This window comes from Umezawaea sp. (assembly GCF_057122925.1).
Genome location: NZ_DBNGPQ010000100.1, coordinates 94672 through 106763, shown reverse-complemented (window position 1 = coordinate 106763; position 12092 = coordinate 94672). Strand labels below are relative to the sequence as shown.

General features: G+C 68.4%; 9 protein-coding genes, 2 tRNA genes and 2 pseudogenes. 2 read left to right on the top strand and 11 right to left on the bottom strand.

Translation table 11 applies throughout. From position 1 onward, the window contains the following. On the bottom strand, positions 1-531 hold a 531-nt coding region (locus AC156L_RS23445), incomplete at its 3' end, for a peptidylprolyl isomerase (RefSeq protein WP_330874520.1). A gap of 111 nt (positions 532-642) precedes the next feature. On the opposite strand from AC156L_RS23445, the gene AC156L_RS23440 reads away from it, so the two are divergent. Then, the gene (locus AC156L_RS23440) at positions 643-1386 is read left to right on the top strand and encodes a hypothetical protein (protein WP_330874518.1); all 744 of its coding nucleotides are present in this window, start codon (positions 643-645) and stop codon (positions 1384-1386) included. Positions 1387-1745: 359 nt separating this feature from the next. On the opposite strand, the gene AC156L_RS23435 is transcribed toward AC156L_RS23440, so the two are convergent. Continuing rightward, positions 1746-2288, bottom strand: coding sequence for a DUF2020 domain-containing protein (locus AC156L_RS23435; RefSeq protein ID WP_330874516.1), 543 nt, complete (start codon positions 2286-2288; stop codon positions 1746-1748). A gap of 130 nt (positions 2289-2418) precedes the next feature. Here AC156L_RS23435 and AC156L_RS23430 point away from each other — a divergent pair, with 130 nt between their 5' ends. After that, positions 2419-2838: a DoxX family protein gene (locus AC156L_RS23430; protein ID WP_330874514.1), complete on the top strand. Its 420-nt coding sequence runs from the start codon at positions 2419-2421 to the stop codon at positions 2836-2838. Positions 2839-2918: 80 nt separating this feature from the next. Here AC156L_RS23430 and AC156L_RS23425 read toward each other — a convergent pair. The 9 genes and pseudogenes from AC156L_RS23425 to gnd all read right to left on the bottom strand — a co-directional run. Continuing rightward, positions 2919-2991 (bottom strand) — tRNA-Ala (locus tag AC156L_RS23425). Positions 2992-3030: 39 nt separating this feature from the next. Further along, positions 3031-3147, bottom strand: a pseudogene (locus AC156L_RS23420) (DLW-39 family protein); the annotation flags it as partial. 151 nt (positions 3148-3298) lie between these two features. After that, positions 3299-3372: transfer RNA gene (locus AC156L_RS23415), tRNA-Ile, on the bottom strand. Between the two features lie 66 nt (positions 3373-3438). Next, positions 3439-4125: a DUF3566 domain-containing protein gene (locus tag AC156L_RS23410; RefSeq protein ID WP_330874526.1), complete on the bottom strand. Its 687-nt coding sequence runs from the start codon at positions 4123-4125 to the stop codon at positions 3439-3441. Between the two features lie 464 nt (positions 4126-4589). Then, the gene (gene gyrA, locus AC156L_RS23405) at positions 4590-7100 is read right to left on the bottom strand and encodes a DNA gyrase subunit A (protein WP_330874513.1); all 2511 of its coding nucleotides are present in this window, start codon (positions 7098-7100) and stop codon (positions 4590-4592) included. 52 nt (positions 7101-7152) lie between these two features. Continuing rightward, complete coding sequence (gyrB, locus tag AC156L_RS23400; protein ID WP_330874512.1) at positions 7153-9120, bottom strand: DNA topoisomerase (ATP-hydrolyzing) subunit B; 1968 nt, start codon at positions 9118-9120, stop codon at positions 7153-7155. A 237-nt stretch (positions 9121-9357) separates the two neighbouring features. After that, a complete protein-coding gene (locus AC156L_RS23395; RefSeq protein WP_330874510.1) occupies positions 9358-9855 on the bottom strand; it encodes a DciA family protein in 498 nt (165 codons plus the stop codon). A 142-nt stretch (positions 9856-9997) separates the two neighbouring features. Beyond that, positions 9998-11149: a DNA replication/repair protein RecF gene (recF, locus tag AC156L_RS23390; protein ID WP_330874508.1), complete on the bottom strand. Its 1152-nt coding sequence runs from the start codon at positions 11147-11149 to the stop codon at positions 9998-10000. Positions 11150-11157: 8 nt separating this feature from the next. Beyond that, positions 11158-12087 (bottom strand): annotated as a pseudogene (gene gnd / locus AC156L_RS23385) (phosphogluconate dehydrogenase (NAD(+)-dependent, decarboxylating)); the annotation flags it as partial. Positions 12088-12092: the final 5 nt, after the last annotated feature.

The window sequence follows — 12092 nt, the reverse complement described above, 5'->3', positions numbered from 1 at the left end:
GACCGTCACCTTCTGCATCACGACATCCTCGACCGGCCGATCGCCGCGCGCGGTCGGGACCGCGCCGATCTCCTCCACGACGTCCATGCCGGAGGTCACCTTGCCGAAGATCGCGTGCTTCCCGTCGAGCCACGGCGTGGCGGCGAGCGTGATGAAGAACTGGGAGCCGCCGGTGTTCGGGCCGGCGTTGGCCATCGACAGGATGCCGGGTCCGGCGTGCGTGAGACCGGCGCCGAACTCGTCGTCGATCTGGTAGCCGGGGCCGCCGCGGCCGGTGCCGGTGGGGTCACCGCCCTGGAGCATGAAGCCCGCGATGACCCGGTGGAAGATCGAGCCGTCGTAGAAGGGACCCGAGGCTTCGCCCTTGGCGTTCGGCTTCGAGTACTGCTTCGTGCCTTCGGCCAAACCGACGAAGTTGGCCACCGTCTTGGGGGCGTGGTCGGGGAAGAGGTTGATGCGGATGTCGCCCTGCGAGGTGTGCAGGGTCGCCGTCACCTTGGTCCCGACGAAGGATTCGTTGCTGTCAGCCACCACACCATCGTGCCATCCCGGGCGCCGATGTTCAGGAACGGGCAGGATGGGTATGCCTAGTGCATGACTGACCGACAGCTTCTGGAGCGCGATATGGACGAGGTGCAGGCCATGACCAAAGCCGGTGAGTCGGTCGGCAAGGCCGTCGGAACCGGCTTGCGCGCGGCGCGTCGCGGAGCGGTCCGCGCCGGGCACGTGGGTGCGGAGACGGCGGTGCAGCTCGCTGGGAGGGCGGAGACGAAGCTCGCCGAGCGCGGTGTGACGGCCGACCAGCTCCGGGGGATCTTCGCGGAGACGGCCGACGTGCTGGCTTCGAAGGCCGAGGAGGTCGAGAAGTCGACCCGGAAGACCAGGAAGAAGCTGGCCAAGCAGCGCAAGCAGCTCGCCAAGCGCGGCGGCCAGACCCGTGCCGAACTGCTGGACAGGGCCGAGGGCATCCGCAAGGACGTGGCGAAGGCCGCGGTCCGAGCGCGCAAGGACGCCAAGGTGCGGGCCAAGGACGTTCGCAAGGCCGCCAAGCAGGCCCGCAAGGACTTCGCCCGCGAGACGCCGAAGAGCCGTCGCCGCTGGCCGTGGATCCTCGGCATCCTCGCCGCGGGTGCCGTGGCCGGGTACGTGGCGCTCACCAAGCGTCCGGAGGAGGTCCACCTGCACGAGGAGCCCCAGGCGTCGACCACCCCGGAGCCGACGACCTCGGCCCCGGTGCCCACGCCGCCCCCCACCACGACCACCGCTCCCACGCCCACCCCTCCGCCGCGCCCGACCGACACGACGCCGCGCGGGTCCGACACGACGCCGCGCGGGTCCGACGCGGAGCACGCCCGCAACGGCCAGGTGGCCGACCGCAAGGCCTGACCACCGAACACACGCCGCCGAGCCTCGACGCCGACACTGTCGGTGCCGGGGCTTTGGTGTGCCCGGCTCCCCGCACCACCGGGGCCTGCCGCGCCAGCACTGCTTCCCAGTTGGGCGCACGGACCCACGGGACCTGACATTTCCAGGCCATTTTTTCGGTTCGGGCGTGTCGCGTCCCGGCGGGCAGCTGAACAGTCCCCCGTTCTCCACCCGAACGAGTTGTCCACACCCCGCTGACCGAACCCGGAACCGTCGTACCCCCGCCGTAGCTTGTACGTCGGGGGGCCCGCCCGACAGGGGACCTCTGCCGAGCCGACCCCGCGGTCGCCCAACCGAGATCGCTGAGCCGAGCCCGTGGCTCAGCTCAGCCCGAGGTTGGTGACGACCGTCTCGGTGATGCGGCGCGCCTTGATGGTCTGCTGCTGGTTGCTGGTGACGACGACCGCGTTCGCGCCCTTCGCGACGGCGTACACGGCACCGGTGTCGGACGTCAGCGAGCCGCCGTTCCACCCTTCGGGCGCGGTCGCCGGGCTCGACTTGTCGATGGGCGCGGCGCGGTCGACGATCGCCTTCGCGACCGTGGCGTCGCCCTCGTAGACCCAGACGCTGAGTTGGACGTCCGTCGAGTTCGCGTAGAAGAAGCACGCCGGGTTGGGGCTGTCCTCCGACAACCGGACCTTGCGCACCAACTGTCCGTTCGACTCCTGGACAACCCCTGTCGAAAGATAGGGGCAGTCACCGTCCGCAACCGGCTGGGGTGCCCCTGGCGCCTCTTTCGGCGTAGCGGAAGGTGTCAGTTGGACGCTGGTCTTGCTGCCCGTAGTTGATGTTGAGACGGGTTGCTCCGTGCTGCAGCCAGCCAATACTCCGATCAGCAGCAGGGACGGTACTGCGAACAACACGCGACGCTTCACCTTGCTGAATCCAATCAGTTTGCTGTCGATGATCGATAAGTTGCGGACCTAGTCACGCAACGTCATCGGCGTTAGCTTGTCCTTACCCTGCCGGTCGCCCTGCTAGTGAGGACAAAGAATGAGTCTTATCGACCGCGGTCGAGACCACGCGCTGGCACTGTTCAGGATCGTCGTGGGACTGCTCTTCGCCTGCCACGGAGCCCAGAAGTTGTTCGGGTTCCTCACCACCAAGCCTCCGGTGTCGATCACGACGTGGCCCAGCGGGCCGAGCGGTGTGATCGAGATCGTGGCCGGCGTGCTGATCATGGTTGGTCTCGGTACCAGGATCGCCGCGTTCATCGCTTCGGGTTCGATGGCCTACGCCTACTTCTCGGTGCACCAGCCGAAGGCGTTGATGCCGATCGAGAACAGCGGAGAGCTGGCGGCGATGTACTCCTGGGTGTTCCTGCTCCTCGTCTTCACCGGGCCTGGAGCCTGGGCGTTGGACAAGGTGCTGGCTTCTCGACGTCAGGCGTCTCCGGAGTTGCAGAACGCGTGAGTTGAGACGAGATTCCGTGCAGAACGAACAAGCCCCTGCTCGCAGCGCGGCGAGAAGGGGCTTGTTCGGGACTTCTACGGTGGAGACGAGGGGAATCGAACCCCTAACCCCCGCCTTGCAAAGGCGGTGCTCTGCCAATTGAGCTACGTCCCCTCTCGGGGGCGGTAGACGAGCCCGCCCTCGCAGGGTTCAGTCGGTGGGTGCGGTGGCCTCGCGCCAGAGGTCGGCGTCGGCCTTCGCGGCCTTGTTGCGCTTGACGAACAGCAGCACGGCGCCAGCGACCGCAACCAGTGCGATGATCTTCTTCATGGAAGCTCCCGTTCGATGACCCGATGGTCGACCACCGGGGGTCCAGGGGGCCTTGGCCCCCTGGCGGGGGTTGGGGGTGTGATCCCCAATGTTATAACGAATCGGTGAAGGCGGGCCCGGTGTTACCCCGCGCGGTTCACCTAATCGATCGTGGGCCTAGGAGGACTCGAACCTCCGACCCCTTCGTTATCAGCGAAGTGCTCTAACCGTCTGAGCTATAGGCCCTGATTGGTGCAACGACAGGAAGATTACCGTACCGCCTGTCGTTGCCCCAAATCGGGGGTGCCTAGATCATTCGCGCTCGGAGAGCGTGAGCTCCAGACCACCCGCGAGGTCCGCCGACACGTTGTAGACGAACGCGCTGACCGTGGCCAACGCGGTGAACAGGACGATGTTCACCGCGCCGATGATGGCCGCGACGCCGAACACGCGACCCGCGCTGATGAGCGGGTCACCGGCCTGCTCGCTGCCGGACAGCAGGTCCTGCGCCGTGTTGTTGATCTTGTCCCAGACGCCCATGCCGTTCAGCACGCCGTAGAGCACGCCGATCGCCACCAGCCACACGAAGAACAGCGCCACGCTGAGCACCAGGGCGAGCTTCAGCACCGACCACGGGTCGACGCGCTTCACCTGGAGGCTCGCCCGACGCGGCCCTCGACCGGGACGCCTGGCGCTGGGCGCCGCGGCACCCGGCCGGGCGCTGGACGTGCCCAGGTTCACCGACGTCCGACCACCCGAATCCGGCGGGACCGGCCGCGCCACGGCGACCGTGTCCGGGTCCTGCGCCGGGTAGGCGGGCTGCTCGGCGGGCGCGGGCTCGACCGGGGTCACGCTGTCGCTCGTCGGGTAGCCAACCGTTTGCGCCTCGCCGTACTGCGCGTCGCTGGTCACCCGCTGCCAGGGCGGGGGCGCCGCCGCGACGAAGTCGAGCCCGTCGGAACGCTCGGCGGGCGCCTCCGGCGGGACCTCGACCTTCACCGTCGCCTCGGCTGTGGACTGCTCGGCCGTCTTGGGGGGCGTGGCGGCCGGAGCAGCCGCCGCGGCCTTGGCCTCGGGTGCCTTGGCCTCGGGTGCCTTGGCGGCGGGCGCCTTGGCAGCCGGAGCCGCCGGGACCGACGGAGCCCCCGGTGCGGCGGGCGCCGCCTGCGCGGCCGGGGTGGCCGGAGCGGCCGCACCAGCGGCGGCCGCCTTCGCCTGCGACTTCGAGATCTCGACTGTCGCGCCGTCGGCGACCTTCGAGGGCTCGGCCTTCTCGGCCGACTTCGGCGCGGCCGGCTTGTCCGCGCCCTTCGAAGGTGTCGCCTTGTCGGCGACCTTCGCCTTCGACCCCTGGTCAGCACCACCCTGCAAAACAGGTTTGGTGATCACCGCCGTCTTGTCCGCGTCCCGACTTTCCGGGTTCTCGGATGAAGTCACGAGCAGTCCTCAACCTCTCGTCCGCGTTAGTTGGCGGGCTCAGCCTCGTCCCCATCAATGGGGACGTCGGAAGGCTCGTCGGCGTTGCCTGCGACGGCGATCAAAGTGGTGCCCTCGCCGAGGTTCATCAGCCGGACCCCCTTGGTCTGCCGCCCCGCCTTGCGAACCTCCTTGGCGCTGGTCCTGATGACCCCGCCGGTAGAGGTGATCGCGTACAGCTCGTCGTCGACGTCGACGATGAGCGCTCCGACAAGCCTCCCACGTCGGCGGTCGTGCTGGATGGTCAGCACACCCTTGCCGCCACGCCCCTGGACCGGGTAGTCCTCCAACGGCGTCCGCTTCGAGTACCCGCCATCGGTGGCGACCAAAACGAACTTGCCCTCCTCGACCACGCCCATCGACAGCAGCTCGTCGCCGCCGTTGAAACGCATGCCCAGGACGCCTGACGTGGCACGACCCATGGGGCGCAGCGCCTCGTCGGTCGCGTGGAAGCGGATCGACTGGCCGTCGGTCGACACCAGCAGCAGGTCGTCCTCCGCGGAGCAGAGCACGGCACCGACCAGCTCGTCGTCGTCGCGGAGGTTGATGCCGATCAGACCACCCGATCGGTTGGAGTCGAAGTCGGACAACTTGGACTTCTTGACCAGACCGGTCTTGGTGGCGAGCACCAGGTACGGCGCGACCTCGTAGTTCTTGATCTGGATGACCTGGGCGATCTCCTCCTCCGGCTGGAACGCCAGGAGGTTCGCCACGTGCTGGCCGCGCGCGTTGCGGTTGGCCTCGGGCAGCTCGTACGCCTTCGCCCGGTACACCCGGCCCTTGTTCGTGAAGAACAGGATCCAGTCGTGCGTGGAGCACACGAAGAAGTGCGCCACGATGTCGTCCTGCTTGAGCTGCGCGCCCTGGACGCCCTTGCCGCCGCGCTTCTGCGCCCGGTACAGGTCGGTCTTGGTGCGCTTCGCGTAGCCGGTGCGGGTGATCGTGACGACCACGTCCTCGACCGCGATCAGGTCTTCCATCGACACGTCGCCGTCGAACGGGATGATCTTGGTGCGCCGGTCGTCGCCGTACTTGTCGACGATCGCCATCAGCTCCTCGCGCACGATCGCGCGCTGGCGCTCCGGCTTGGCCAGGATGTCCTCGAGGTCGGCGATCTCCAGCTCGATCTCGGCCAACTGGTCGATGATCTTCTGGCGCTCCAGGGCGGCCAGGCGGCGGAGCTGCATCTCCAGGATCGCGTTCGCCTGGATCTCGTCCACCGACAGCAGCTCGACCAGACCGGTGCGCGCGATGTCCGGGGTCTGCGACCGGCGGATCAGGGCGATGACCTCGTCGAGCATGTCCAGCGCCTTGACCAGGCCGCGCAGGATGTGGGCCCGCTCCTGGGCCTTGCGCAGGCGGAACCTCGTCCGCCGGACGATGACCTCGACCTGGTGCCGCACGTAGTGCCGGATCATCTGGTCGATCCGCAGCGTGCGCGGCACCCCGTCGACCAGCGACAGCATGTTCACGCCGAACGAGTACTGGAGCTGGGTGTGCTTGTAGAGGTTGTTCAGCACGACCTTCGCGACGGCGTCGCGCTTGATCGTGATCACGATGCGCATGCCGCGGCGGCTGTTCGACTCGTCTGCGATGTTCGCGATGCCGGTCAGCTTCTGGTCGCGGACGAGCGCGGCGATGTTCTCGACCAGGTTGTCCGGGTTCACCTGGTACGGCAGTTCGGTGACGATCAGGACCGTGCGGCCCTTGGCGTCCTCGTCGATCTCGATGACGGCGCGCATCTTCACCGAGCCGCGGCCCGTGCGGTACGCGTCCTCGATGCCCGAGTTGCCGAGGATCAGACCGTAGGTCGGGAAGTCCGGACCCTTGATCCGCTCGATCATCGCTTCGAGGGTCTCCTCGTCGGAGGCCTCCCAGTTGTCCAGCGCCCACACCACGCCCGCCGCGACCTCGCGCAGGTTGTGCGGCGGGATGTTGGTCGCCATGCCGACCGCGATGCCCGAGCTGCCGTTGATCAGCAGGTTGGGGATGCGCGAGGGCAGGACCTTGGGCTCTTCGATCCGGCCGTCGTAGTTGGGCCGGAAGTCGACCGTCTCTTCCTCGATGTCGGCCAGCATGTGCATGGCCAACGGGGTGAGCCTGCACTCGGTGTACCGCATCGCGGCCGCGGGGTCGTTGCCCTGCGAACCGAAGTTGCCCTGGCCGTCGATCAGCGGGTACCGCATCGCCCACGGCTGGGCCAGCCGCACGAGCGCGTCGTAGATCGACGAGTCGCCGTGCGGGTGGTAGTTGCCCATCACGTCGCCGACGACGCGCGCGCACTTGTTGTAGCTGCGGTCCGGGCGGAAACCGGAGTCGAACATCGAGTAGAGCACGCGGATGTGCACGGGCTTGAGCCCGTCGCGCACGTCCGGCAGCGCACGACCGACGATGACGCTCATCGCGTAGTCGATGTACGAGCGCTGCATCTCGTGCTGGATGTCGACCATCTCGGTGCGGTCGTGGTCCGGCCCCGGCGGCAAAGTCGTCTCGGTCAAGGTTCTTCTTCCTCTTCGCCAGGCGAGTAGGTCTACAGGTGGACGGGTGGCGTCACACGTCCAGGAACCGGACGTCCTTCGCGTTGCGGGTGATGAAGGAGCGGCGTGCTTCCACGTCCTCGCCCATCAGCACGCTGAACAGCTCGTCCGCCGTCGCGGCGTCGTCCAGGGTCACCTGCATGAGCAGGCGGTGGGCCGGGTCCATCGTGGTTTCCCACAGCTCGGAGGCGTTCATCTCGCCGAGCCCCTTGTACCGCTGGATGTTGTCGTCCTTGCCGAGCTTCTTGCCCGCCTTCAGGCCTTCTTCGATCAGGCCGTCGCGCTCGCGGTCGGAGTAGGCGAACTCCGGGTCGATCCGCTGCCACTTGATCTTGTAGAGGGGCGGGGTCGCCAGGTACACGTGCCCGTGCTCGACGAGCGGGCGCATGAAGCGGAAGAGCAGGGTGAGGAGCAGCGTCCGGATGTGCTGGCCGTCCACGTCGGCGTCGGCCATCAGCACGATCTTGTGGTAGCGCAGCTTGCTCAGGTCGAACTCGTCGTGGATGCCGGTGCCGAGCGCGGTGATGAGGCTCTGCACCTCGTTGTTCTTGAGGACCCGGTCGATGCGGGCCTTCTCCACGTTGATGATCTTGCCGCGGATCGGCAGGATCGCCTGGAACATGGAGTCCCGGCCCTCCTTCGCCGAACCGCCCGCGGAGTCGCCCTCCACGATGTAGAGCTCGCACTCCTCCGGGTTGGTGGAGCGGCAGTCCTTCAGCTTGCCGGGCAGGCCGCCGATGTCCAGGGCGCCCTTGCGGCGGACCAGTTCGCGGGCCTTGCGGGCCGCCATCCGGGCCTGCGCCGACGAGACCGCCTTCGTGACGATCGTGCGCGCCTCGTTGGGGTGCCGCTCGAACCAGTCGGCCAGGTGCTCGTTGGTCGACTTCTGCACGAACGACTTGGCCTCGCTGTTGCCCAGCTTGGTCTTCGTCTGGCCCTCGAACTGGGGCTCCTGGAGCTTCACCGAGATGATCGCGGCGAGACCCTCGCGGATGTCGTCACCGGTGAGGTTGGTGTCCTTCTCCTTGAGCAGCTTCTTGTCGCGCGCGTACTCGTTGACGACACGGGTCAGCGCCGCGCGGAAGCCCTCCTCGTGCGTGCCGCCCTCGTGCGTGTTGATCGTGTTGGCGAAGGTGTACACCGAGGCCGTGTAGCCGGTGTTCCACTGCATCGCGACCTCGACCTCGATGCCGTCACCCTTGGCGTCGAAGGCGATGACCTTCTTGTGGACCTCTTCGCGCGTGTGGTTGATGTGCTTGACGAAGTCCTCGAGGCCGTTCGGGTAGTGGAACGTGCGCTCCTTGACCCGCGCCACGTGGCCCTCGGCGTCGACCTCGGTGTCCGCCTCGACGACCCGCTCGTCGCGCAGGACGATCGTGAGGCCCTTGTTGAGGAACGCCATCTCCTGGAGGCGGCGCGAGATCGTCTCCAGGTTGTAGGTGGTCGTCTCGAAGATCGTCGGGTCGGCCCAGAACGTGATGATGGTTCCGGTCTCCGTCGCCGGAGCGCCCTTCGTCAGCGGGTGCGCGGGCTTGGTGCCCTCGTAGCGCTGGTTCCACGTGAAACCTTGGCGCTTCACCTCGACGTCGACGGCGGTGGACAGCGCGTTCACGACCGAGATGCCGACGCCGTGCAGACCGCCGGAGACGGCGTAGGAGTCGCTGTTGAACTTGCCGCCCGCGTGCAGCTTGGTCATGACGACCTCAAGGGTCGGGACCTTCTCCACGGGGTGCATGTCGACCGGGATGCCACGGCCGTCGTCGATCACCCGCACGCCGCCGTTGGCCAGCAGCGTCACGTCCACGAAGGTGGCGTGACCCGCCATCGCCTCGTCGACGGAGTTGTCCACGACCTCCTGGATCAGGTGGTGCAGACCGCGCTCGCCGGTGGACCCGATGTACATGCCGGGCCGCTTGCGGACCGCCTCCAGGCCCTCAAGGACGCTGATTGAGGACGCGCCGTACTCATTCTTGTCTGCCACGGGCCTGGTGTCTCCTCGACATGAAGCGACAGGACGTCGCCGAGCGGCGACGCTGATGGTCATGCTCCCCATTATTCTACCGGTCGGGTACGACGAGGATGCACCAAGGACACCCCTGATTTGGCCTCAGAGGCTCTGAACTTGACCCGGTTGGGTTGGATCGGCTGACCCCAGTGGTCAATTCGGCTGGTGAGCGCTCAGTGCGCCACAGGATCGCCGCTGAACGATCGGCGGCCCTCAGCCATAGGTATCACGTGGGCCGCGCCCTGGAGCGTGCCTGGGGCCGAATCGCCAGTTGGGAGCCTGGGGGCCCTGCACCTTCAGCTTCTTCACCACGCCGTCGCCCACCCCGGCGGCGATGCGCTTGATGAGCTCGCGCTGGAGCAGCCTGAGCTGCGTCGCCCACGCCGTTGAGTCCGCCTGCACCGTCAGTTCGCCGTCGCTCAGCGTGATGGGTTTCGCGTGCTCGGCCACGTCCTCGCCGACGAGCTTGGCCCACTTGCCGAACACGTTGCCGCCCGCGAGCCGCTCGGCCCACCCGTGCTCGGTGGCGACCCGCGAGGCCAGCCTGCCCAGCGGCTGGGGGTCCCGGTCGTCCGGACCCGCGCCCGACCAGCGGCGGCGCTTCGAGCGGTTCGCTCCCCCGGTCGTCCGGCGTCCCGGCTGCTTGGCGCGGCTCTTCGCGGAAGCCCGCGCGGCGGCCAGCGCGGCGCGCGCGAGGTCGGGTCCCCTCAACGTTTCACCGTCTGCTGGGGACAGAACACCCTCTGGAGTGACATCGCCTGTGGATATGTCCGCAATTTGTGGTGAGTTATCCACACCATCCACAGGGTTGTCCCCAGCTGTGCGACTTGTCACACCCGTTCGAGGGACGTCCTCAGACACTGCGCACCTCTCCGTCGCGAACGTCGAACCGAGCACCCGACAGTTCCTCCGGCACGTCCTCGGCCACGGCCGCGGTGATCAGCACCTGCTCCGCGCCCGCCGCCACCTTGGCGAGCTGGCGCCGGCGACCCCGGTCGAGTTCGGCGAACACATCGTCCAGCACGAGCACGGGTTCGGTGCCGTCGACACGCAGCAGTTCGTACCCCCCGAGCCGGAGCGCCAGGGCGAACGACCATGACTCCCCGTGACTGGCGTAGCCCTTGGCGGGCAGCTCGCCGAGCGCCAGCTCCAGCTCGTCGCGGTGCGGGCCGACCAGGCAGACCCCCCGGTCCACCTCCTGCGAGCGGACGCGGTACAGCTCCACGAGCATCGCGTCCTCCAGCTGGCTCCGGTCGGCCCTCGGCCCGCCCGGCACGCCGAAGCCCTCGGGCTGCGACTCGCCGAGGCTCGACCGGTACCGGATCCGCGCGGGCCGCGACTCCGGGGCGACCTCCGCGTACGACGCGGCCACGTGCGGCGCGATGTCCGCGACGAGGTCGAGCCGGGCGGCGAGCAGTTCCGCGCCGTGCTTCGCCAGGTGCCCGTCCCACACGTCCAGGGTGCTGAGGTCGCCGGACCGCCCGGCCCGCTTCGCCGCCCCCGCCGTCTTCAGCAGTGCGCCGCGCTGCTTGAGCACCCGCTCGTAGTCACCGCGCACCCCGGCGTACCGGGGCGCGCGCGCCACGAGCATCTCGTCCAGGAACCGGCGGCGTTCACCGGGGTCGCCGCGCACCAGCGCCAGGTCCTCCGGCGCGAACAGCACGGTGCGCAGGATCCCCAGCACGTCGCGCGGGCGGGGAACCGGGCCGCGGTTGATCCGCGCCCGGTTCGCCTTGCCCGGCGTGATCTCCAGTTCCACCAGCAGTTCGCGGCCGTCGTTGACGACCGCGGTCCGCACCACCGCGCGGGGACTGCCGTGCCGGATCAGCGGCACGTCCGTGGCCACCCGGTGCGACCCGAGCGTGGCCACGTAGCCGAGCGCCTCGACCAGGTTCGTCTTGCCCTGGCCGTTCGGCCCGACCAGCACGCTGACCCCCGGCTCGAACGCCAGGTCGGCGCGCTCCCACGAGCGGAAGTCGCTGACCTGGAGGTGCCTGACGTACAACGGCGGCGTCAGCTCTGCGTGCTACCGCTGCCGGACGTGGGCCCGGCGGCTTGCACGGCGTGACCACCGAACTGGTTGCGCAGCGAGGCGACCGCGCGCATGGCGGGCGAGTCGTCCTGGCGCGAGGCGAACCGGGCGAACAGCGCGGCGGAGATCACCGGCGCGGGCACGGCGAGGTTGATCGCCTCCTCGACGGTCCACCGGCCCTCGCCGGAGTCCTCGACGTGGCCGCGCAGGTCGTCCAGCTCGGGGTCGGAGTCGAGCGCGCGGACCAGGAGGTCGAGCAGCCAGGACCGGACCACGGTGCCGCGCTGCCACGCCTTGATGGTCGCGGGCACGTTCTCCACGAGCTTGGAGGCCTCCAGCAGCTCGAAGCCCTCGGCGTAGGCCTGCATCAGGCCGTACTCGATGCCGTTGTGGATCATCTTCGCGAAGTGGCCCGCACCGACCTGACCGGCGTGCGCGAAACCCTCCTCGCGCGGACCCTCGGGCCGCAGCGCGTCGAAGATCGGCATCGCCTTCTCGACGTCCTCGGCGGCGCCGCCGACCATCAGGCCGTAGCCGTTCTCCAGGCCCCACACGCCACCGGACACGCCGGTGTCGAGGTAGCCGATCCCCTTGCCCGCCAGCAGCTCCGCGTTCACCTTGTCGTCGGTGTAGCGGGAGTTGCCGCCGTCGATCACGAGGTCGCCCTCGGCCAGCAGCTCGCCCAGGTCGGCGATCGTCTGCCTGGTGATGTCACCGGCCGGGACCATCACCCACACGACGCGGGGGGCTTCGAGCTTGTCGACCAGGTCGGCGAGCGAACTCGCGTCGGTGACCTCGGGGTTGCGGTCGTAACCGACAACCTCGTGGCCCGCGCGGCGAATCCGCTCGCGCATGTTGAAGCCCATCTTGCCGAGGCCCACAAGTCCGAGCTGCACGGTGCTGACTCCCCTGTTTT

What these genes read in the sequence shown, in the direction of transcription:
- AC156L_RS23440 (WP_330874518.1), top strand. Translation starts at nt 643, where the DNA reads ATGACCAAAGCCGGTGAGTCGGTCGGCAAGGCCGTCGGAACCGGCTTG.
- AC156L_RS23430 (WP_330874514.1), top strand. Translation starts at nt 2,419, where the DNA reads ATGAGTCTTATCGACCGCGGTCGAGACCACGCGCTGGCACTGTTCAGG.